Annotated in this window: 20 protein-coding genes; 12 read left to right on the forward strand and 8 right to left on the reverse strand. The window is 64.5% G+C overall.

Translation table 11 applies throughout. The annotated features are described in order from the left end of the window. Nucleotides 1-186 precede the first annotated feature (186 nt). The 9 genes from JY500_RS00845 to JY500_RS00885 all read left to right on the forward strand — a co-directional run bounded on the left by JY500_RS00845 (nucleotide 187) and on the right by JY500_RS00885 (nucleotide 9,994). Nucleotides 187-1,446: an ABC transporter substrate-binding protein gene (locus JY500_RS00845; protein ID WP_172201789.1), complete on the forward strand. Its 1,260-nt coding sequence runs from the start codon at nucleotides 187-189 to the stop codon at nucleotides 1,444-1,446. 76 nt (nucleotides 1,447-1,522) lie between these two features. Then, entirely contained in the window at nucleotides 1,523-2,512 is a 990-nt protein-coding gene (locus JY500_RS00850) for a carbohydrate ABC transporter permease (RefSeq protein WP_172201778.1), read from the forward strand. A gap of 4 nt (nucleotides 2,513-2,516) precedes the next feature. Beyond that, nucleotides 2,517-3,359 carry a carbohydrate ABC transporter permease gene (locus JY500_RS00855; RefSeq protein WP_172201776.1) on the forward strand — a complete coding sequence of 281 codons (843 nt, stop codon included), beginning with the start codon at nucleotides 2,517-2,519 and terminating at the stop codon, nucleotides 3,357-3,359. Between the two features lie 23 nt (nucleotides 3,360-3,382). Further along, nucleotides 3,383-4,747 carry a GH1 family beta-glucosidase gene (locus JY500_RS00860; RefSeq protein ID WP_246479733.1) on the forward strand — a complete coding sequence of 455 codons (1,365 nt, stop codon included), beginning with the start codon at nucleotides 3,383-3,385 and terminating at the stop codon, nucleotides 4,745-4,747. Nucleotides 4,748-4,751: 4 nt separating this feature from the next. Beyond that, nucleotides 4,752-5,846 (forward strand): ABC transporter ATP-binding protein, encoded by a 1,095-nt coding sequence (locus tag JY500_RS00865; protein ID WP_206254738.1) that lies wholly within the window; start codon nucleotides 4,752-4,754, stop codon nucleotides 5,844-5,846. 255 nt (nucleotides 5,847-6,101) lie between these two features. Beyond that, nucleotides 6,102-7,328 (forward strand): carbohydrate porin, encoded by a 1,227-nt coding sequence (locus JY500_RS00870; protein ID WP_172201770.1) that lies wholly within the window; start codon nucleotides 6,102-6,104, stop codon nucleotides 7,326-7,328. A 195-nt stretch (nucleotides 7,329-7,523) separates the two neighbouring features. Continuing rightward, complete coding sequence (locus JY500_RS00875) at nucleotides 7,524-8,381, forward strand: SHOCT domain-containing protein (RefSeq protein WP_206254739.1); 858 nt, start codon at nucleotides 7,524-7,526, stop codon at nucleotides 8,379-8,381. 121 nt (nucleotides 8,382-8,502) lie between these two features. Next, the gene (locus JY500_RS00880; protein ID WP_206254740.1) at nucleotides 8,503-9,306 is read left to right on the forward strand and encodes an AraC family transcriptional regulator; all 804 of its coding nucleotides are present in this window, start codon (nucleotides 8,503-8,505) and stop codon (nucleotides 9,304-9,306) included. A gap of 70 nt (nucleotides 9,307-9,376) precedes the next feature. Continuing rightward, the gene (locus JY500_RS00885) at nucleotides 9,377-9,994 is read left to right on the forward strand and encodes a LysE family translocator (protein ID WP_206254741.1); all 618 of its coding nucleotides are present in this window, start codon (nucleotides 9,377-9,379) and stop codon (nucleotides 9,992-9,994) included. A gap of 85 nt (nucleotides 9,995-10,079) precedes the next feature. Here JY500_RS00885 and JY500_RS00890 read toward each other — a convergent pair whose 3' ends face one another. The 6 genes from JY500_RS00890 to JY500_RS00915 form a co-directional block, all read right to left on the reverse strand. Further along, entirely contained in the window at nucleotides 10,080-10,838 is a 759-nt protein-coding gene (locus JY500_RS00890) for a class I SAM-dependent methyltransferase (protein WP_206254742.1), read from the reverse strand. A gap of 940 nt (nucleotides 10,839-11,778) precedes the next feature. Continuing rightward, the gene (locus JY500_RS00895; RefSeq protein ID WP_206254743.1) at nucleotides 11,779-12,453 is read right to left on the reverse strand and encodes a hypothetical protein; all 675 of its coding nucleotides are present in this window, start codon (nucleotides 12,451-12,453) and stop codon (nucleotides 11,779-11,781) included. 282 nt (nucleotides 12,454-12,735) lie between these two features. Continuing rightward, nucleotides 12,736-13,029 carry a hypothetical protein gene (locus JY500_RS00900; RefSeq protein WP_206254744.1) on the reverse strand — a complete coding sequence of 98 codons (294 nt, stop codon included), beginning with the start codon at nucleotides 13,027-13,029 and terminating at the stop codon, nucleotides 12,736-12,738. Nucleotides 13,030-13,203: 174 nt separating this feature from the next. Next, on the reverse strand, nucleotides 13,204-13,638 hold the full coding sequence (locus JY500_RS00905) for a PsiF family protein (RefSeq protein ID WP_172201750.1): 435 nt from the start codon (nucleotides 13,636-13,638) through the stop codon (nucleotides 13,204-13,206). Between the two features lie 207 nt (nucleotides 13,639-13,845). Continuing rightward, nucleotides 13,846-14,928 carry an endo-1,4-beta-xylanase gene (locus tag JY500_RS00910; RefSeq protein ID WP_206254745.1) on the reverse strand — a complete coding sequence of 361 codons (1,083 nt, stop codon included), beginning with the start codon at nucleotides 14,926-14,928 and terminating at the stop codon, nucleotides 13,846-13,848. Continuing rightward, the gene (locus JY500_RS00915) at nucleotides 14,925-16,982 is read right to left on the reverse strand and encodes a glycoside hydrolase family 52 protein (RefSeq protein WP_206254746.1); all 2,058 of its coding nucleotides are present in this window, start codon (nucleotides 16,980-16,982) and stop codon (nucleotides 14,925-14,927) included. Before JY500_RS00915 ends, JY500_RS00910 begins: the two co-directional genes overlap by 4 nt. 204 nt (nucleotides 16,983-17,186) lie before the next feature. Here JY500_RS00915 and JY500_RS00920 point away from each other — a divergent pair, with 204 nt between their 5' ends. Further along, on the forward strand, nucleotides 17,187-17,357 hold the full coding sequence (locus JY500_RS00920; RefSeq protein WP_206254747.1) for a hypothetical protein: 171 nt from the start codon (nucleotides 17,187-17,189) through the stop codon (nucleotides 17,355-17,357). 8 nt (nucleotides 17,358-17,365) lie between these two features. Continuing rightward, nucleotides 17,366-18,085 (forward strand): helix-turn-helix domain-containing protein, encoded by a 720-nt coding sequence (locus JY500_RS00925; RefSeq protein ID WP_206254748.1) that lies wholly within the window; start codon nucleotides 17,366-17,368, stop codon nucleotides 18,083-18,085. Between the two features lie 45 nt (nucleotides 18,086-18,130). Here the strand turns inward: JY500_RS00925 and JY500_RS00930 are convergent, their stop codons facing one another. Next, entirely contained in the window at nucleotides 18,131-18,799 is a 669-nt protein-coding gene (locus JY500_RS00930; RefSeq protein ID WP_206254749.1) for an NAD(P)H-dependent oxidoreductase, read from the reverse strand. A gap of 11 nt (nucleotides 18,800-18,810) precedes the next feature. Further along, a complete protein-coding gene (locus tag JY500_RS00935; RefSeq protein WP_206254750.1) occupies nucleotides 18,811-19,533 on the reverse strand; it encodes an SDR family oxidoreductase in 723 nt (240 codons plus the stop codon). Nucleotides 19,534-19,637: 104 nt separating this feature from the next. Here JY500_RS00935 and JY500_RS00940 point away from each other — a divergent pair, with 104 nt between their 5' ends. Next, the gene (locus JY500_RS00940) at nucleotides 19,638-20,540 is read left to right on the forward strand and encodes a LysR family transcriptional regulator (RefSeq protein WP_206254751.1); all 903 of its coding nucleotides are present in this window, start codon (nucleotides 19,638-19,640) and stop codon (nucleotides 20,538-20,540) included. Nucleotides 20,541-20,637 lie beyond the last annotated feature (97 nt).

A 20,637-nucleotide genomic window follows, 5' to 3' on the forward strand; every position in this document is an offset into this window, starting at 1 on the left:
TTCGCTATCCCCTTAATTTGCCGAACGTTGCGCGGCAATCAGCAATTTGCGTCAAGCCGTTGACTTCATCCGGGAATTGCTTTTCAATGTGCCCGTCGCGTGAAAACGTTTTCAGAAAAAGACGTGAAGCGTGCAAGATCAATCGGGCGTGACAGACTCGCGCCCGGCACACCAGAGGAGAAGAGGATGACTGTCACCCACCGACTGACGCGCATCGCATTCGGGCTGAGCTTCGGCTTGGCCTTCGCTTGCGCCCAGGCCGCCACCACCGTAACCGTCGCGTCGTTCCCGAGCTTTGACGAAGCGGTCAAGGCGGCGATTCCGCTGTACAAGAAGGCCCACCCCGATGTCGAGATCAAGCTGGTGAGCCTGGCCTTCGGCGACCACCACAACGCCATGACGACCGCGCTGGCCACCGGCACCAACCTGCCGGACGTGATGGCGGTTGAAGTCGGTTTCATCGGCAAGTTCGCCGAATCGGGCGGCCTGGAAGATCTGAGCAAGGCGCCCTACAGCGCGATGCAGTACCAGAACAAGTTCGCCAAGTTCACCTTCCCGCAGGCCACCGGCGGGGTCGGCAATGTCGCCGCGATGCCGGCTGACATCGGCCCCGGCGCACTGTTCTACCGCAAGGACCTGCTCGAGAAGGCCGGCATCAGCGAAGGCGACCTGACCAAGAGCTGGGATTCCTTCCTTGAAAGCGGCAAGAAGCTCAAGGCCGCATCCGGTACCTACCTGCTCTCCAACGCGGTGGACCTGAAGGACATCTACATCCGCACCGGCCTCAAGGACGGCGAGGGCATCTACTTCGACAGCAAGGGCAAGGTGCTGGTGAATTCGCCGCGCTTTGCGAAGGCCTTCGAGCTTGCCAAGGCGGCGCGGACCGCGGGCCTCGATGCCAAGATCGCCGCGTGGTCGCCGGAATGGTCGGAAGGCTTCAAGCGCAACCAGGTCGCAACCCAGATGATGGGTGCCTGGCTCGCCGGTCACTTCGCGCAGTGGCTGGCCCCGAACACCAAGGGCAACTGGCGTTCGGCCCAGCTGCCGAACGGCGGCTTCGCGTCCTGGGGCGGTTCGTTCTACGCGATCCCGAAGGCCGCCGCGAACAAGAAGGAAGCCTGGGAGTTCATCAAGTTCATGACGCTCAACAAGGACATGCAGATCGAGGCTTTCCGCAAGCTCGACGCATTCCCGGCCTTGATCGAAGCGCAGAACGACCCCTTCCTCGACCAGCCGATCGAGTTCCTCGGCGGCCAGAAGGCACGCCAGCTGTGGAAGGTTGCGGCGGACAAGATCCCGGCCGTGGCGGTCGACAAGTTCGACGGCACCGCGCAGGACATCGTGAACGCCGAACTGGACAAGGTGCTTGAGCAGAACAAGGACATCAAGACCGCCCTTGCCGATGCGCAGACCCAGATCGAGAAGCGCGTTCGTCGCAAGAAGTAAGCACTAGCCCGCCGGAACAGGCACCCCCCGAACCCCCACCGCCTGTTCCGGCCCCCCGAAACACTGGAGTTGCATGATGTCCGTCACGAGTTCCGACAGCCCTGCCGCCAGCGAACTGGCTGCCTCGCCGCCGCGGCGCCGCCGCAAGTTGCAGGCATGGGAATGGGCGCCGTATGTCTTCATTTCGCCCTTCTTCATCCTGTTCCTGGTCTTTGGCCTGTTCCCGCTGCTGTTTTCAATGTGGCTCGCGTTCCAGACCTGGGACCCGTCCACCGGCCTGCAGGGCATGGAATGGGTGGGCATCGAGAACTTCAAGTTCGTGCTCGAAGACGACTGGTTCCAGAAGTCGCTCTACAACACCTTCTGGATCGCGATCGTCTCGGGTCTGCCGCAGCACCTGGTCGCGATACCGCTGGCCTACTTTGCCCACACCTACCTGCGCAAGCATCGCAACGCGGTGGTCGGCGTGTACTTCCTGCCCTTCATCACCTCGACGGTCGCGATCGCGCTGGTGTGGAACTCGCTGTTCTCACGCGACTTCGGCGTCATCAACATGGCGCTCACCAGCATCGGCAATTTCAGCATTGCCGGCCTGCACCCGCTCGCCTGGCTGTTCCCCACGACCAATGTGGACTGGGCCCAGCCGCAATACACGAAATGGATGATTTCATCGCTGGTGTTCTGGCGCTACGTGGGCTGGAACACGGTGCTCTACCTCTCGGCCCTGCAGACGATTCCGCGTGATCTGTATGAAGCTGCAACGATCGATGGCGCATCGTCACGCCAGCAGTTCTGGCACATCACGGTGCCGCTGCTGCGCCCGATGATGTTCTTCGCCGTGACGCTGACGATCATCGGCAACCTGCAGCTCTTCGAAGAGCCTTTCATCATCACCGGTGGCACGGGCGGCATCAATCAGGCTGGCAAGACCGCCGCGATGCACATGTACAACACCGCCTTCGTCGATAGCGATTTCGGCACCGCGAGCGCGGTCGCATGGATCCTGTTCGTGATCATTGGCCTGATGACCTGGGCCAACAACAAATTCTTTGCTCAGAAGGACTGAGGCCATGGCTGCCGTCAGAAAGCGCGTGAGCCCCAGCCGCTGGCTCGCCTATGTGATCGTTGCCCTTGGTGGCGTGATCATGCTCGCCCCGTTCTGGTTCATGTTCGTCTTCGCGACGCACACGAACACCGAGATCCTGTCGGTACCGCCGCCGCTGTGGTTCGGCACCGCGTTCATCGAGAACGTGCGCCTGCTGATCGAAAAGCTGCCCTTCTTCTGGCGCAACCTGGGCTTGAGCTTCTTCATCGCGTTCTCGGTCACCGTGCTGAACCTGTTCTTCTGTTCGCTCGCCGGCTACGCCTTCGCGATGTACCACTTCAAGTTCCGCGAATCGCTGTTCGCCGTGATCATGGCGACGATGATGCTGCCGGCCTTCATCTTCATGATCCCGACCGTGCTGATCATGAGCGCGATCGGTTGGATGAACGAGGCCAAGGCGCTGATCGTGCCCGGTGCCTGCGGCGCCTTCGGCATCTTCATGATGCGCCAGTTCATCGGCACCGCGATCCCGAAGGAACTCGTCGAGGCGGCGCGCATCGACGGCTGCAGCGAGTTCGGCATCTTCTGGCGCATCGTGCTGCCGCTGGTGACCCCTGCGCTCGGCTCGCTCGGCCTGATCACCTTCATCGGAACCTGGAACAACTTCGCAGGCCCGCTGGTGATCATGCGCGACATGGACATGTTCACCGTGCCGCTGGCGCTGCGTGCGCTGCAAGGCACCGGCCAAGTGCCGTGGGGTGCGATTTCGGCGGGCTCGGCGATTGCCGTGCTGCCACTGATGGTGCTGTTCGTCATCGCCTCGCGGCGCTTGATCGAAGGGCTGACATCAGGTGCGGTCAAGGGCTGAATGAAAACAACGAACTGCGCGTAATGAAGACCACAAAAGACATCATTCCGGAGTCCAAGATGAAGCACCTGTTTCCGGCCGACTTCGCCTGGGGGGTTGCCACAAGCGCCTACCAGATCGAAGGCGCCACCCAGGTTGACGGTCGCGGACCGTCGATCTGGGACACCTTCTCCCACACCGCCGGCAAGACTGACGGCGGTGACACCGGCGACATCGCCTGTGAGCACTACCAACGCTATCGCGAAGACATCGCGCTGATGCGCGAGATGGGCGTGACTGACTACCGCTTCTCGTGTGCCTGGCCGCGCGTGCAACCCACCGGCAGCGGTGCATGGAATGAAAAGGGCTGGGACTTCTACGCCCGCGTGCTCGATGCGCTGGACGAAGCCGGCATCGCCGCCCACGCCACGCTGTACCACTGGGATCTGCCGCAACCGCTTGAAGACGCCGGCGGCTGGCGCAACCGTGCGACCTGTGCGCTTTTTGCGGAGTACGCCGCGGAATTCGCGCGGCGTTTCGGATCTCGCGTGAAAACGATTGCAACGCACAACGAACCCTGGTGTACCGCCACCCTCGGGCATGAGACCGGGCAGTTCGCGCCGGGGCTGCGCGATCGCGCGGCGGCTTTCCTGGTGTCGCACCACCTGCTGCTGTCGCATGGCATGGCGCTGCAGGCGATGCGTGCCGCCGGCTGCAAGGCACAACTGGGCATCGTGTTGAACCAGAGCCCGGCCTACCCGGCCAACCCGGACAGCGAGGCCGATCGTCGCGCCGCGCGCCTTGCCGATGGCCTTTCCACCCGCTGGTACATGGACCCGCTGTTCCGCGGTGCCTATCCGGCAGATGTCGTCGCCCACCTCGGCAGCGATGCGCCGCAAGTGGAGCAGGGCGACATGGCGATCATCGGCCAGCCGATGGATTTCCTAGGCCTCAACTACTACATGCGCAGCTACTGCAGCGGCGAAGGCCGCGTGCAGCCGCCGGGCGAGCGTGGCTTCACCGACATGGGCTGGGAGGTCTACCCGGAAGGGCTGACCGAACACCTGGTGCGCCTCGCCCGCGGCTACAACCCGCCGCCGATCTACATCACCGAGAACGGCGCCGCCACGCCCGACACGCTGGAAGGCGATGCGGTGCACGACGCCGACCGCGTGAACTACCTGCGCTGGCACCTCGAAGCCGCGGCGGCGGCGCTGCAGCAGGGCGTTGATCTGCGCGGTTACTTCGCCTGGAGCCTGCTCGACAACTTCGAGTGGGATTCCGGCTACGCCAAGCGCTTCGGGCTCATCTACGTCGACTACGCGACCCAGCGCCGGGTGCTCAAGGACAGCGCCCACTGGTATCGCGGCTACATCACGGCGCAGCGCGCCGCTACCGGATTGGAGTAAGCACATGGCCACCCTGCATCTGCGCAACATCGAGAAGACCTACGAATCAGGCCCGCAAGTCATCAAGGGCATCAACCTCGACGTTGCCGACGGTGAATTCATGGTCTTCGTCGGCCCTTCGGGCTGCGGCAAATCCACCATGCTGCGCATGATCGCGGGCCTGGAAGACATCACCGGCGGTGATCTGCTGATCGACGGCAAGCGTGCCAACGATGTGCAGCCTTCCGAGCGCGGCATCGCGATGGTGTTCCAGAGCTACGCGCTGTATCCGCACATGTCGGTGGGCGAGAACATGGGCTTCGCGCTCAAGCTCGCCGGCAAGCCCAAGGCCGAGGTCGACGCCGCCGTCGGCCGCGCCGCAGAGATCCTGCAGATCACCCATCTGCTCGATCGCAAGCCCAAGGCGCTCTCGGGCGGCCAGCGTCAACGTGTCGCGATTGGCCGCGCGATCGTGCGCAAGCCTAAGGTCTTCCTGTTCGACGAGCCGCTCTCCAACCTCGACGCCGCCCTGCGCGTGCAGATGCGCATCGAGCTCTCGAAGCTGCACGAAGAACTGGGCACCACGATGATCTACGTCACCCACGACCAGGTCGAGGCGATGACGCTGGGCAGCCGCATCGCGGTGTTCAACCACGGCGTGATCGAGCAGGTCGGTCGCCCGCTCGATCTGTACCAGGAGCCTGCCAACCAGTTCGTCGGCGGCTTCCTCGGCAGCCCGAAGATGAACTTCATCCAGTGCGCCATCACCGAGCGCCGGGCCGACAGCATCGCGCTCAAGGTCGGCCGCGCCTCGGGCTTCGAACTGCCGCGCAGCATCGCGGCCGACGCCGGCAGCGAGCTGACCCTCGGCGTGCGGCCGGAACACCTTGATCTGGCGCCAGCCGGTGATGGCATTTCCGCGCGCGTCGACCTGCTCGAACACCTCGGCGACACCACCATCGTCTACGCCGCGATCGACGGCACCGATCAGGTTGTCACCGTGAAGGCGCCGGGTAGCCGCAGCGGCCTGCGCGCGGGCGACGCGATTGGCCTGCGTCCGCACGCGGCCGCCTGCCACCTGTTCCGTCCGGACGGCCGCGCGGTGCAGGTGATGGCATGAGCGCAGGGCCGCGCTCAGCGCGATCGGCGTCACGGCCGGCGCAACACCAGGTTCACCTCCCGCCACTTTCAGTGGCTTCGGTTGGGAGGTGGTCCTCAGGCCGCCTCCCAACGCCCTTTTTCGGGTGGAGGGCTGGTCCTGTTCATGGCGTACATGCACAGGGCAGCAATGAAAACGTTTTCACAAAAGGGGCTATAACGCCCCGCACGACGACCAGGGCGCAGTAAGCGGCGCTCAACCAAGGAGGAGTAGGAGATGAAGCACATCGTTGTAGGCAGCACGTTTGCGCTGGCGCTGGCCGGCTTCAGCAGCGTGGCCTTCTGCGCCGAGGCGCTGGAGTTCCACGGTTACATGCGCGCCGGCATGGGGATCAACGCCGATGGCGGCAAGGGCGCCTGCTACGGCCTCGGGTCGATCAATCCGTTCCGTCTCGGCAACGAATGCGACACGGTGATCGAACCCACCTTCACCGGCCGCATCGCATCGCCGACCGACAAGTCGGCCTGGGGTGTCACGGTGATGCCCAAGACGTATCAGCGCTGGGGCGAAGTTGGCGGCAGCAGCACGCTGAAAACCGAGTTCGGCCAGATCTACCTGTTCGGCGAGAACGTGCCGCAACTGCTCAACGGCCGCATCTGGGGCGGCAAGCGCTACTACCAGCGCCTGCAGACCGGGATCAACGATGAGTTCCTGGAAAACCTGGACGGCGACGGTGTCGGTATCGAAGACATGGACTTCGGGGTCGGCAAGTTCTCGGTGGCCTGGCATGGCGACATCTACGGCAACGCCTCGACCGACCGCTTCGCAACGCTGTCCGGCAACACCATCTCGGCCCGCTTTGCTGGCGTGAAGACGATGCCGGAAGGCACGCTGTCGTTCTACGGCCACTATCGCAAGGATTCGAACCGCGACGACCATTCCACCACGCCGGTCACCACGGCGCCGGAAGCCAACGCCACCACCCACATCGCCGCGTATCACAACCTCAACGGCGTGCTCGGTGGTTCGAACCTCATCGGTATCGGCTACACCAGCTACGAGAACGACAAGGACGTGTTCGACATCACGATCCAGCAATCGGGCTTCGTAACGGGCGCCAAGATGGGTTGGGACGCGATCGCGCGGTACCGCAAGAACTCGGCCAAGAACAACGGCATCGACAGCACCGAATATGCAATCGGCGCCCGCCTCGATGGCCAGATCTCCGGCCCGTTCCGTTGGTTGGTTGAGGGTGGCTACAACCATGTCTCGCCGTCGCAGGGCGAAAGCCAGTCGATGTGGAAGATCACGCCGACCCTCGCGCTGAGCGCCGGCAACGACCCGTGGTCGCGCCCGACCTTCCGCCTCTACTGGAACTACACCTCGTGGAGCGACAGCGTTACCAACCCGTACCGCTGGAGCTCCGAAGCGCAGAGCGTGGGTCGTGACGTGACGCAGACCAGCGGCAGCACGATCGGCGTTCAAGCTGAAGCCTGGTGGTGATCACCCGTCGGTCACATCCGCCCAAAAGGTGGGTGTGACCGGTCGCGAAATACCCGCGGGGGCGCCTCATCGGCGTGCCCCGCTTTTGGCGTTTGGCCGACAGGCGTGGTTTGATTGCCATGGTGATCACGGTGCGCATCAGCGCGCTGCATATTGGCCGGCTTGGCCCGGCCGCTGACTGAAAGGATGTCAGGTATGTCCCCAAGATTCCGTACCCTCGTGAGCGTGTCTGCCCTGGCCCTCGGTTTGCTCGCCGGGCCGGCGCACGCCGACGCATTGACCAGCCTGTTCGATCTCACGCCGGCCAAGGTCAAAGCCTGGCGCGCCGCGCCGCAAGGTGCGCTGTACTGGAACCAGATCGACCGCGTCGAACTCAGCCAGCGCGGCGGCCCGCCCGACAACGCCCCCAACCAGCAGCCTGCCGAAATTGGCGAAGCCGAACTCGCCGCTGCGCTCGCGAAGCTGCAGTACCGCTCCGCGCGCGGCGAGGTGCTGCCGCTCTTCTCGGCGGAAGAGATCAAGCGCGTGCAGATGGCGCTCGCGGCCGCACTGGGTGTCGCGAACGGCACGCAAGACGTGCTCTTCGTCTCGACCGGCCCGAAGAAGGAGCGCGGCTACACCCGCACCCTCACCGCAGCCGGCCGCGCCTTCTATGCAGACGGCGCGCTGAACGTGTTGGTCGGCGAAGCCGGCCGCGACGTCATGCATGAAGTCCGCACCGAACAGGGCAGCCAGCTCACCGTGAACTTCAACCACGGCTCACGCGCTGAAGCCGAAAAGACCGTCGCCCTCGTCGCTGCCCCGCAGGCCGGCGTCACCCTAGTACGCAGCGACTGGCTGCGTGTGCCGCTCGCCGCCCAGGCCAAGCCGGCCGCTACCAGTGCGGCACCCGCAGCCGGTGCCGCCGCGGCCGTTGCGCAACCCGCCGGCGCGAGCCCCGCGATCAAGGCGCAGGAAGAGCGCTTCGAGCTGCTCAAGCGCCTGCATGACAAGGGGCTGATCTCGGATGCGGAGTACGAGAAGAAGCGCGAGGAGTTGCTCAAGAGCATTTGAGTGCGCTGCGCGGGTGCCGCGGCCGACGCAGAATGCGTTGGCCGACGGCGCAACCGGTGCGGTGGCGCGACGTGCGATGTGCCATGATCGCCAGGCATTCATGCGCTGAGCAATCGCACCGATGACGCAACAACAATTCTGGCGTGACGCCGCACTGCCGTTCGTTGAAAGCCGCCGTGCGTGGCAGAGCCGCGCCTGCTATCGACCGCACACCCACCCGACGCTATCCATCGGCGCTGTTGATGCCGGGCGTTCGTTGCTGCAGGTGGATGGCTGGGACGACCTACCCCTGCACGCAGGCGATGTTGTGCTGATCCCCGCCAACTGTGTGCACGCGTGCAACCCGATACCTGAGGCCGCGTGGAGCTACCAAATGCTGTATCTCGACGTGGGGTGGGTCAGTACCCTGCATGACGAGATTGCTCAACACGCTAACGCAATGCCCGCGGCGCGGCCAAAGCGCTTTCGAGAGCCGGACTCGTACCGACGCTTTTGCCAGCTGAACGACCTACTGTTCAGCCCAGCGTCCGCCGCAGCCAAAGAAGAAGCACTGATTGATTTTGTCGGCGGCCTCGCGTTTGATGCCGTCGCACCTGAGGCATCGCCTCCGCGTTGGGTCGCCGATCTAACGACCTACCTCGATCGCCATTGTGATCAGAATCTGTCGATACTCGAACTTGCAAAGCTATTCGGCGTCAGCCGATACCACCTGATTCGCGTCTTCAAACTGAATACCGGGCTTGCGCCTCATGCCTTCCAGATTGATTGCCGAGTGAATAAGGCGCGAGGACTGCTGCGCGATGGCGAAGCGATCGCCGATGTTACTTTGCAACTCGGCTTCAGCGACCAAAGCCACTTTCAGCGGGCATTTCGCCAGCGTGTCTCCGTTACGCCGGGCGACTATCAGCGTCGGATTGGCCGCTGAGCAATATCCTTCTATACCCGATCACCAATCGTGAATCACCTTTGCGGCTCTGTATCTGACGGAGTTCCGCATGTCCTGGCAACAATTCGTGGTGCTCGCTGGCGCCCATTTTCTCGCGCTGCTAAGCCCCGGTCCCGACTTCTTCCTGCTCATCAATCATTCGCTGGGCTACGGCCGGCGCGCGGGCTACCAGACCGCCCTGGGCATCGCGTGCGCCAATGGTGTCTTCATCATCGCGGCGTTGTGCGGCGTGACCTGGCTTCAACGCAGCCCGCTTACCTACGCCCTCATGTACTGGAGCGGCTGTGCCTATCTGGCCTGGCTGGGGATGCAGTTCTGGAGGGGGGCGGCCTCGTCGGGGTCCGTGTCCGTAGCTCCAGCTGAGCGGTCCGATTTTCCGGCCTTCTTTGGGCGTGGATTTGCGTCCGGCATTCTGAATCCGAAGAACGCGATGTTCTACCTGACACTATTCACCGTGCTGGCGGGCAAGGACACGACGATGTTGGGCAGGGGTGTCGCCGCGGCCTGGATGGTCGCCGTTGTGCTGTTCTGGGACTGCTCGGTGAGCTGGTTGTTCACGCAGCCTCGCACACTGGCTGCGTTCAGCAGATACCACGGGCTGCTGCACCACGCCGGCGCAGTCGTGCTCGTCGGCATCGCCGCGGGCCTTGTTGTGTCTTGGCGATGAGAACGAATTCTCCGGTTTGCGCCAACGTGTTGCAGCCCGAACCGCCGCCCGACCACCGGACGTTCGCAATCGCGGCGCTGAGCACTCAAAGCCTTCCCACCCTCATGTTGATCGGCCAGCGCACTTCCCTTCGCAACGCTGGCTCGCCCCATAGCTGCGCCAGGTCTGCGGCAAAGTGCTGCAGGATGCTCTCACGCCCTGCCTCCCGCACGTTGCGAACAGCCGACCAGGTCGAGATGTAGCCCAGCAACTCTTCCAACGTCCACGCCTTGCAGATCTCCAGCACCGGCGCCGCCAGTTCATCGAACGGAAACGGTAGATCGGCGTAGCCGTTGTCGACGAGCTTCCGTTCCGGGGGCCAGTAGGGGCCGATCTCCTGCCAATAGAAGTGTCGGAAACGGGTGTCCAACCCTTCATCCAGTCGCAACACACCGTAGCTGACCAGCGCCACAACGGCGTGCGGCACGGCGATGCGCCGCACTTCTTCGTAGAAGCGCGGTAAGTCGAACCAGTGCGCGGCCTGCGCGGCGGTGATGAGATCCGCGCTGTGGTCCACGACCGGCAAGCGCTCTGCAGCGGCGCATCCATACTCGACGCGCGGATGCGGCGTAGCGTGCGTGATCTGGTCAGCGCTCGGGTCCAGCCCCAGCACCTTGTCGAAGTGCTGCGCCAAATGCCCGGTCAGCTGGCCATTGCCGCAGCCGACATCAACTGCCAGTGCTCTTCCGGGTGAAACGGAGGCGAGAAACTGCGTCACTTCGGCCGGGTATTCGGGGCGAAAGCGCGCATAGGCTTCGCCGCCCTGGTCGAACCAGTTGCGGGGTGGCGTGGTGTCGTCGGCCATTGGCGTTGCCCTCGCTGTGGAAGGGGCAAGCGTAGCGCCACCGGCGTGGGCTGCGAAGCTGCTCGCGCCAGAGGGATGTTGGCGCGTCGCAATTTTGGTTGAGCGATGTGATGGCCCTGGCTTGATCAACCGTGTGTTGTTGTTCAACAGTGCGTTGGCCGGGGGTCCGTCCCGGCGGCCGGGTTCCTTTCTCTTGCTTGCCCAAGAGAAAGGAACCAAAGAGAAGGGCACCCGGCGTTCGCGGCCAGGTGCTACGCACCTGACTTCCCTGCGTTGCTCGCACGACCGGGGGCCTGCGGAACTCGCCCTCGCTGCGCTCGGAGCTCAAACAGTCCTCGGCCTGTTTCCCGGCCGCGCTCCGCTACTCGGCGCTCTCGACGGGACGCGAAAGTCAAAACCATCCACGACACAACGCCTGTGCGTTGTGCGTAGCCCGGATGGCGGGCAGCGGAGTCCGGGGCTGCGCCGACAGAAATTCTCCTGCGTCAAAACCCGACGATAACCGTCGCACGTCGACGCTTCTCGATCCCCTCTGAAACGCCGAGCAGCGCAGAAGCATCGGGTTCCGACGCGCGTAGCGCGGCGGTGGCGAGCACTGTCCGAGCTCCGAGCGTAGCGAGGGCGAGTTGCGCAGACACCCGATGCTTTGAGCAGCGGAGGGGACCGTGCGCGAAGCGCGCGGCGTTGAAGCGGGGCGGCACTCTTTGCTTACTTTCTGGTGCTGTTGCCAGAAAGTAAGACGCCCGCCGGGGGCGGGACCCCGGTCGACGAGCGGTCGCAAATCAACGTGGGTATTCGCCAGCCAGCGGTAGAGCTAAATCGAGAATGGTGCGGGCATGGAGTGCTAACTCTGCAGGGACCACTTGAGTGTGAAGCGTGTAGGGGGGCCGCACGCGTCGCTTGCGGGCGGTCCCCTGCAACGGACGGTCGGCCGTTTGTCTCACTTCACGAGCTTCAGATGCGACGGCCTTTTCTTCTTTTCGTGGGGTGGAGACAACCCCAAAAAATGCTCACGTGCGCCTATCACGAGAGAGGCGAGACGTTCAATATACCGTTGTGATAAGTATTCGATCGTGGCGCCCTTCAACTCAGGCGCGATTGCCTCTGGAAGATTTGAGAAGTGCTGTTTGACTTCGCCGATGGACGTCGGAAGTTCAACATAGTATTTCTCTATTGATCCATCGGCGAGTTCAACTTCCCATCCGCAGCCACCTAATTGGTCGCCAATAAAAAACGTTGTTGCTCCTGCTGGTGGACGACCAAATTTCGTAATATCGCCTGGTGAGAACGAGCTAATGTGAGCGCTAGTTGAAACGCTCAACTTGCCCTGCTTTTCCAATTCGTTCCGCGCCTCAACGAAGTAACGCATGAGAGGGTCGTCTTTCATCGACTGTTGGTGTGGCTCGTACCACGCGTCGAAATCTCGACCAACAACGGATCTTAGGTTCTGCAAGACGAAGGTAACTGAGCGACCGAATGCAATGAGGTTTCGTAACCCACTCATGCGCCGACTTCTGCTTGTATCAAGCAAGTCGGACAGGCCGAGCTGCGCAGTTTCCAGTGTTTCATCGACACGCTGTAGTACGGCTTCTATATTCGCGCGTCGATCGCTCATAGTGGCCCCAAGGTGGCTAACCCTAACTAGATGTCAGATGACAAATTAACCTGAGGTGACGTCCTGATACGCCGATTCGCCGCCGGGCGAAGAACACCGGCTCGACCCCGCGCTGTAACGAAGACCGCGCGAACGTCGCAAATACACGCTCTGTATTGCCCCGCTTCATAGAGATCATATCGCCAAGCGGAATGACGTGGTTCAGTTCGGCTGCAAGGGATAGTAGTCACCGTGACCGACCGACGCAGACCGGCCGCACTGGCGGCTGAGAGTGAATTCCGACTACTGCTTCCCCGGCGCATCGCGCCATCCACCAAACAACGCATCCATCAACACCGACAACGCGAACTCCGTGAAGCTGACTTCGTCGCGATCCACACGCTGCTGCAGTTGGTGGGCGCGGGCGTTGGCGTCGGCGGCGCGCTCGGGCACGCCGATCTTCTGCCATTCGATCGAATCGCGTTGTGCTTGTTCAATCGCGCGTTGGTTGTAAGGGCCGGCGAGGTGGACGTTGGCGCAAGCACTGAGCAGGCAGGCGACCAGGGCGAGCGTCGTCAGGTGTGCGAGGCGCGGCATGGGTGGTGGGCGGGTGCGTTTGCGTTGCAGGGCAGGGCCTGCATTCTAGTGCGCGGATACGCTGCACGGTGTGGTGCGCGCATAGCGTGTGCGCTGTGTGGCCGCGTTGCGCGGCCAGCGTGAGGCAAGAGCACCGCGCCCGTACGCGAGGCGCTCTTGCGGAGTGCTAGGCGTTCAGCGTTTCTCGCATTCGGCGACGAAGCTGCTGCGGTCTGCACCCTTGAGCTTGCGCTGGTTGGCTTCGGCGTCGCAGGCGGCCTTGAGTTCGGCGGGCACCGCGGCGGAGGAATCGCCGGTGGTGACGCCTGATTCGAAGCACTGCTTCATGAAGGCTTCGCGCTCAGCGCCTTTGAGCTTCTTGGCATTGGCGGCGGCACCGCACTTCTGCTTCTTCTCTTGCGGCACGGCGGCCGGGGTGACGGCCGGGTTGGCCGGGCGGGCTTTCGCGATGCAGTCGCCAACCGCTTTGTTGAACGCCTCGCCTTTGAGTTTCTTGGCGTTGGCGGCGGTCTGGCATGCGTTCAGGGTTTCGGTCGGGACTTCGTCGGCCGCGGCGGGCAGGGCGGTGCTACCCAGCAGCAGAGCCAGAATGGCGAGCTGACTTCTCATGAAACGTCTCCTTGCTTTGGTTTCTGGATGGCCTTGAGCGTGGGGGCGGGCGCGCCGGCTGATGCCGGGTTCACCTTCCGCCAACTTTGTTATCCGCGTCCCGCCGCACCTTGATGCCCAGGCTATGAAAACGTTATCACGTTGCTGATTCGAGAGCCAGCGTGGCATCGCGAGTTCTTGCGTTGGCTGGGTCACGACGTCACGCGCTCAGCGTGGGCTGGCCTTGCCGAGCTTGATCAGTGCGTCGAAGGCAGGCTTGGGTTCCATGTCGTCGTCGAACAGCAGCGGTGCGTCGAAGCGCGCTTGTGGCCACTGGCGCAACCATGAGCCGGCGTCCGAGATGCCCCAGGTGAGCACTGCCGAGACCTTGTCGCGCTGGCGTGCGCACATCGCGAACAGATCGCTGTAGCGCTGCGCCTGCAACGCGAGTAGTTCGGGCGTGGCATCGTCGGCGCTGCTGACTTTGATATCGCGATGCAGGCTGATGTCCAGCTCGGTGATGTGGTTGGTCAGGCCGAGCTTGCCGATGTCCACGATGTGCTGTTCGAGCACCTTGAAGTCCGCCGGCTGCGCGATCGTGTAGTGCGATTGATGGCCGATGCCGTGGATCGGAATGCCCTTGGCCTGCAGGTCGCGAATCAGCGCAAGGATCATCTGGTGCTTGGCCGGGTGCTCGGTGCTGTAGTCGTTGTAGAACAACAGCGCCTGCGGGTCGGCTTCATGCGCGAACTGGAAGGCGAGTGCGATGAACTCCGGGCCGATCACCTGGTAGAACGCGCTGCTGCGCCAGCCCTTGACCTGCTCGGTGCCGGGTTCGTCGGGCACGAAGGCTTCGTTCACCACGTCCCACGCGAACACGCGGCCGCGAAAGTGGCCCACCACATCGTGGATGTACTTGCGCAGTCGTGCGACGACGACTTCCCGCTTGGCGGTGCCGCCGTGGCCATCGTCGAACATCCAGTCGACCGACTGGTTGTGCCACACCAGCGTGTGGCCGCGCACGGCGACCTTGTGTGCCAGGGCCCAGTCGACCATCGCGTCGGCAGTGGTGAAGTCGTACTGGCCTTCACCGGCGCGCGCGAGGCTGCCCGCCTTCATCGCGTTTTCGGCCACGATGATGTTGAACTGCTGTTCGATCAGCGTGCCGCCGTACATCACCTGGCCGGGCGAGATCGCTGCGCCGACCTTGAAGATGCCCTGCCAGGCCTGGGCGAGTGACTCGGGTTGCGTTTGCGCGGCGGCGCTGAACGCGCCAAGGCAAAGCGGAATCGCGGCAAGCCAGCGTTTCATGATGTGCGCTCTCCGAGCCATAGCGTGGCAGTCACGCCGCGCGGGTAGTACTTGCTGCCGATTGCGACACCGGCTTCGATCTGGTCAGACCAGCTCCAGAACGCGTTGCGCGGGTCGCTCAGCCAGGCGGCGTGTGCTTCGTCGGCTTGTGCGGTGGCACTGGCCGGCAGCGCGAGGATTTCGCGCGCGACGAACTGGCACAGGTAGATCTTCGAGAGCCAGGAATTGTCGCTGCTCGACGAGAGCTTCCAGCTGCCATCCGGGAACAGGCAGATGCCCGGCTTCAGCACGGCATCGAGGTGGCGGGCGAGCGCACGCACATAGTCGCCGTAGGGGCCGTCAGCCTGGCAGGCGTCGCGGCGGCCGGCGAACCACGGGTAGGCGAGGCCCTCGATCGCCGGGATGATGCGCGAGTGGAAGCCGGCACTGTCCGGCTCCAGCAGGGCGGGCAGGCTGCCGTCTGGCGCTACGGCCGCGACCAGCGTATCGGCGCAGCGGCGCGCCTGGGTGGCCGATTGCTCGGCGCGCGCGGCATCGCCGAGGCGGGCGAACAGGCGTTCGAGGATCAGGTAAGCGGCCCAGCATTTGCCGGCAAGGTAGGTGTTGGCGCGCGATTGCCCGAGCGAGGTATCGAGGCTGTCGTAGGTGGTGATTTCGGCGCCACCGAGGCAGCGGCTGCTGTCTGCGTGCATCACGCCGTCGCGCTGGGCGGCGTCCGGGTGATCGCGCTGCAGCAGGCTGTCGAGGCAGGCCGCCAACGTGCCCGCCTGGGCGGCGAGCCAGGCCTCGTCGCCCTGCGCTTCGATATACACCCCGGCGCACAGCAACCAGTTGCACAGCTGTTCCTGCGTCATGTACGAGAAGCAGCCGGCGAGCCCGCCGCGCTCGTATGACGAATGCCCGATCGGCGAGAAGGCGTTGGCGACGCCCATGTCATGCGTGAAGGACAGCCCGCCCGGCACGGGTGCTTGCCCCGGCAGCGCGACCTGATCGACATAGCTGTAGCGCGCGAGGTACAGATCCAGCACGTTGCGCACCGCCCAGGGGTGCAGCGCGAGTTCGTGGAACAGGTGATCCACCGTCAGATCGAAGGTGTTCATCATGCGGTACTCGCCTTCGTTGACCACCCACAGCGGGCGGCCCTCGTGTTCGAGCAGCTGCGTGCAGCCGACGTAGGCGCGTGTTGCGTGGGCCAGCATCAGCCGCTGCGCTTGCGACAAGCGGCTTTGCGCAAGGCGCGCTTCGTGCGCCGCCGCTTCCGCCTGTGCCGCGTCGAAGCGCGACAGCGCGAACGCGCCGGCCGATTCCACGCTGTTGAACCAGCGGTTGTAGAGGTATTGCGTATCGAGCCCGGTGGTCACGATGCCGGCGCGGTGGAACGCGATCGCATAGCGGATTCGCGTGATCTGACCGGCCGGGGCTTCGGCGACCAGCAGCCCGCATTGCCCGAGCGCCCAGACGCGGTTCTCCGGGTGCGCTTCGCCGAGGATCAAGGCCGGGTGAAAGCCGATGCCGCTCCATGCGCCGGGTGCGTCGGTCATCAGCGCAACTTCGCGCCCCTGGCCAACACCGACGAAGCCTTCGCCCGCGATATGGCGCATGCCGCGGTACGGATCGTTGCCGATATAGCCGAAGGCCACGCGTCGTGCGCGCCGCCCGGCGCGGTTATCGACCTCGATTTCGGCATAGATCGCCGGCACCAGCGCGGCTTTCAGGCTGGCCTCGTCTGCGGTATCCGGATCTGGTGCCGACAGCGCCGGCGAAATCAGCGAAAAGCGCAAGTCGCCGGCATGCCAGGTATCGGTGGCAATGCCGAACTCGCGCCGGATCTGCCCGGCGGCGAAGGTTTCCAGGCGCACTCGGTCGCCGATTTCCTGGATCTCGCTGTGCGCAGAGGAAAAGCGCGCCGATTCGTCCTTGCGGGTATCGCGGGTGAAGGGCAACGCGCAGAAAACGTTTTCCTGCTCGGCGCTCTCGAGGCCGACAAAAACCTCTTCACAAGGCGGCTGGGCGCGCTCCAGATCGAAGCCTCCGTTCGGGCCGGGGAAGCCCAAGGTAAAGCTGGCAAAGGCCCCGAGGGGGAATGGTGTGCGTTGATGAAACTGAAATCAGACATGGCTTTGCTGCTCCTTTGCCCGGCAGGTTAATCCCCGATCGGCGCAGGGCCGATGCCCCGTGGCGGGGGGCGCTTGCCCTTTTTCCGGATTCTGGCCACCATTGGAGCATAAATCTGAAAACGTTATCATGCGGTCATGAACATGATCCGGTTCGAAAACAGCAATCGCGACACGGCGCATCCGCTCAGCGCAGCGTGCGAGAGCGCCTATCTGCCCGACATGAACGGCAGCTTTGCCGTCAGTGGTGCGCACTTCCGCCGCGTGCGCGGCCGCTGGCACTACCCGAGCATGAGCACCGTCAGTTCGAGCTGAACTATCTGGTGAGCGGTCGCCAGCGCATTGAGACCGCGACTGCAGCGATGAGCCAGGCGCCGGGCGACCTGCTGCTGATCACGCCCGGCGAGGCACACGAGAGCCGCAACGAAGGGCTGGGCGAGATGGCCTACTGGTGCCTGCATTTCGATGTGGACGACCCCGGGCTGCGGCAACTGCTGTGCTTGGCCGGCACCACGGTGCTGAGGGCCGGCAGCCAGGTCTGCAACGCGGTGGCGCCGGTGATCGAGCGCTTGATTGCCTGCACCCGCGATGGCTTGCTCGATGGCCCCGGCGCGCGCTTGAGCACCATGGCTTTGCTCTGCGAATTGCTGGCCGCGCTCGCGAGCGGCTTGCAAGTGCACGGCGCTGGCAGCAGCACGCCACCGCCGGCGCATCTGCAGGCGGTGGGGCGACTCGCGCGCTGGATCGAGGCGCAGGTTGCCGCACCGCACAGCGAAGAGTCGATCGAAACCCTGATCCGCCGAACCGGCTACAGCGCGGCGCACGGCCAGGCGCTGTTTTCACGCGTGTACGGCGTGGCGCCGCGGCAGTACCGTTCGCGCATCAAGCTGCAGCGGGCATGCGAGCTGCTGCGTGATTCGCGCTATGCAATTGCCGCGGTCGGCGAGGCCTTGGGCTATACCGATGCGGCGCACTTCTCGCGCCAGTTCAAACGTTGGTGCGGGGTTTCGCCGCTGCAGTACCGCCGCTCGCAAGGCCTCTGACGCGGCACGGGCGCGGCGGCGTTACCGGTGCCGCCGCGTTGCAGATCAGTAGCGCCCGACGAGAATCGGCGTCTCGTTCTCGATGTTGCGCAAACGCGTCGCCCAATCTGCGAGCCAGGCCTCACGCTGCGCGGGCTCGACGCGCACCGGTTGGTAATGCACCTGCGGCGCGAGTACCGAGAAGCCGGTGAAATCGAGGATGCCGCGTTGCACCGGCCGCAGGATCGCGTCGAGATCACCGTTGAAGCCGTCTGCCGTGTAGGCCTCTTGCGGCCCGCCTGTGGTCAGCGACAGCAGCGCGCGTTTGCCGCGGAACACGCCGGTGTCGTAGATGTGGCCATAGCGGTAGGCGCGTCCCATCGCGAACACGCGGTCGACCCACCCCTTCAGGATCCCCGGCAGGCCAAACCACCATAGCGGGAACTGCCAGATCATCAGGTCCGCCGCTTCCACCTTGGCGATTTCGGCTTCCAGTTGCGGCGCGAAGCCGTGGGTCTCGGCCGCATGCAGCTCCTCCAGTTGCAGTTTCAGGAAGGCCGGGTCGTTCACCGTGTTGAAGTTGTGGCGGTCCGATACCGGGTTGAAGCCCATGCGGTAGAGGTCGCTGGTCGCCACGGTGTGGCCGGCGGCGCGCAGGGTCTCCACCGCGGTGTCGAACAGCGCGCCGTTGAAGCTCTTCGGCTCCGGGTGGGCGAACACGATCAGGATGTTCATTGCGTGCGTCCTCACAGGCTCATGCGAGCGCCGCCGTCGACATCGAGCAGCGCGCCAGTGGTGAAGCCGTTGTCGAGCAGGAATTCGATCGCGGCCGCGATGTCCTCGCTGGTGCCGGTGCGGCCGGCTGGCAGGCTCTTCGCGGCGCCGGCAAACATGCCCTGCTTGGCTTCCGCGGGCAGGCCGTCGTAGGCGGGGGTGTCGACCAGGCCGGGCGACACCACGTTCACCCGAAGCGGTGCGAGTTCCTTCGCCAGCGTCTGCGCCATCTGCGTGATGCCACCGTTCACCGCGGCAAGGCCGGCCGTGCCTGGCATTGCGGTACGCGACGCGGCGCCGCTGAGCATCACCACCGAACCATCACGGCGCAGGATGGGCAGCATTGCCTGCAGGCTCTGCCAGTAGCCGATCAGCTTGCCCTCCATCGCCTGGCGCAGCGCATCGGCGCTGGTGTGCGCAAAGGGGCCCCAGGCGGCGTTGCTCGACGCAGCCAGCACCAGGTGATCGAGGCGGCCGATGCGTCCCGCGGCGGCGGCGAGCGATGCTGCATCGGTGAAGTCCGCCACCACGCCGGTCGCGCGGCCTTCGATCTGGCCCAGTGCGGCGTCGAGCTTGGCTTGCGAGCGGCCTGCGATGAACACCTCGGCGCCGGCGCAGCCAAGGCGTTGTGCGGCGGCCAGGCCCATGCCGTTGCTGCCACCGATGATGAGAATGCGTTGCTGTGCGAGAGACATCGTGGAACTCCGAGTGCGTGTGGTCGATGTACCCACTGTAGGGTTGCGCAAGTCATCGGAGAAATGGATTATCGTGATACGAGCCATCCGAAAATTGGATACCTATGATTCCGCCCCGGCTCGATCTGAATCTGCTCGTTTCCCTCGACGTACTGCTTGCCGAGTGCAACGTCACCCGCGCCGCCAACCGTCTCGGCCTCTCGCAGCCGGCGCTGTCTGCGCAGTTACGGCAGTTGCGTGATGCTTTCGGCGATCCGCTTCTGATCCCCGCCGCGCGTGGCATGACGCCCACCGAGCGCGCCGAGGCCCTGCGCGAACCCTTGCGCAACCTGCTCGGCGAGCTGCAAGGCCTGGTCGCAGCCGGCCGTGGCTTTGACCCCGCCAGCGCGCAGCACACCTTCCGCATCGTCGCGAGCGATGCGATCCACAGCGTTGCCACGGCGCGGCTCGCCGCCCGCCTGCCGCAAATCGCGCCGGGCTGCCGCCTCGCGCTGATCGGCTTCGATGCGCGCAACACCGTCGAGTTGATGGCCGCCGGCGAGATCGACCTGATGCTCGCCGCACGCCCGTCCATGCCGGCCACACTGCGCGCGCGGCCGCTCTACGACGAAGGCTTCCTGTGCGTGATGCGCCGCGATCACCCCGCCGCCGCCGCACCGCTCGATCTCGACCGCTTCTGTGCGCTCGACCATGTTCTGGTCTCGCCGACCGGTGGCGGCTTTCACGGCACCGTGGACGACACGCTCGCCACCCTCGGGCGCAGCCGCCGCGTCGCGATCTCGCTCAACAGCTTCCTCCTGGTGCCCGGCGTGCTGGCCGGCGCCGACCTCGTCGCCACGGTCCCCGCACGCCTCGCACGCGCATGGTCCGACCGCCTCGCAGTGCTCGCCCCGCCCTGCGAGGTCGCCGGCTTCTCGGTGCTGATGGGCTGGCACGCCCGCGCCCATGCCGACCCGGCGCAGATCTGGCTGCGCGATGCGCTGGCGACTGCAATGACAGATGACTGACGAACGTCATATCGCATGGTTTGCATCAAGTCGCGAGATCTTCATGCCGTTACCCTAGCCTGGTTCGAAAGCCGTGTTGGGCGACCGGCGGGCTCAG

It is taken from the genome of Niveibacterium microcysteis, from assembly GCF_017161445.1.
Classification (GTDB): Bacteria; Pseudomonadota; Gammaproteobacteria; order Burkholderiales; family Rhodocyclaceae; genus Niveibacterium; species Niveibacterium microcysteis.

Excerpts from the sequence above, each read along its gene's own strand:
- JY500_RS00845 (WP_172201789.1), top strand. The coding sequence starts at position 187 with ATGACTGTCACCCACCGACTGACGCGCATCGCATTCGGGCTGAGCTTC.
- JY500_RS00850 (WP_172201778.1), top strand. The coding sequence starts at position 1,523 with ATGTCCGTCACGAGTTCCGACAGCCCTGCCGCCAGCGAACTGGCTGCC.
- JY500_RS00855 (WP_172201776.1), top strand. The coding sequence starts at position 2,517 with ATGGCTGCCGTCAGAAAGCGCGTGAGCCCCAGCCGCTGGCTCGCCTAT.
- JY500_RS00860 (WP_246479733.1), top strand. The coding sequence starts at position 3,383 with ATGAAGACCACAAAAGACATCATTCCGGAGTCCAAGATGAAGCACCTG.
- JY500_RS00865 (WP_206254738.1), top strand. The coding sequence starts at position 4,752 with ATGGCCACCCTGCATCTGCGCAACATCGAGAAGACCTACGAATCAGGC.
- JY500_RS00870 (WP_172201770.1), top strand. The coding sequence starts at position 6,102 with ATGAAGCACATCGTTGTAGGCAGCACGTTTGCGCTGGCGCTGGCCGGC.
- JY500_RS00875 (WP_206254739.1), top strand. The coding sequence starts at position 7,524 with ATGTCCCCAAGATTCCGTACCCTCGTGAGCGTGTCTGCCCTGGCCCTC.
- JY500_RS00880 (WP_206254740.1), top strand. The coding sequence starts at position 8,503 with ATGACGCAACAACAATTCTGGCGTGACGCCGCACTGCCGTTCGTTGAA.
- JY500_RS00885 (WP_206254741.1), top strand. The coding sequence starts at position 9,377 with ATGTCCTGGCAACAATTCGTGGTGCTCGCTGGCGCCCATTTTCTCGCG.
- JY500_RS00890 (WP_206254742.1), bottom strand. The coding sequence starts at position 10,838 with ATGGCCGACGACACCACGCCACCCCGCAACTGGTTCGACCAGGGCGGC.
- JY500_RS00895 (WP_206254743.1), bottom strand. The coding sequence starts at position 12,453 with ATGAGCGATCGACGCGCGAATATAGAAGCCGTACTACAGCGTGTCGAT.
- JY500_RS00900 (WP_206254744.1), bottom strand. The coding sequence starts at position 13,029 with ATGCCGCGCCTCGCACACCTGACGACGCTCGCCCTGGTCGCCTGCCTG.
- JY500_RS00905 (WP_172201750.1), bottom strand. The coding sequence starts at position 13,638 with ATGAGAAGTCAGCTCGCCATTCTGGCTCTGCTGCTGGGTAGCACCGCC.
- JY500_RS00910 (WP_206254745.1), bottom strand. The coding sequence starts at position 14,928 with ATGAAACGCTGGCTTGCCGCGATTCCGCTTTGCCTTGGCGCGTTCAGC.
- JY500_RS00920 (WP_206254747.1), top strand. The coding sequence starts at position 17,187 with ATGATCCGGTTCGAAAACAGCAATCGCGACACGGCGCATCCGCTCAGC.
- JY500_RS00930 (WP_206254749.1), bottom strand. The coding sequence starts at position 18,799 with ATGAACATCCTGATCGTGTTCGCCCACCCGGAGCCGAAGAGCTTCAAC.
- JY500_RS00935 (WP_206254750.1), bottom strand. The coding sequence starts at position 19,533 with ATGTCTCTCGCACAGCAACGCATTCTCATCATCGGTGGCAGCAACGGC.
- JY500_RS00940 (WP_206254751.1), top strand. The coding sequence starts at position 19,638 with ATGATTCCGCCCCGGCTCGATCTGAATCTGCTCGTTTCCCTCGACGTA.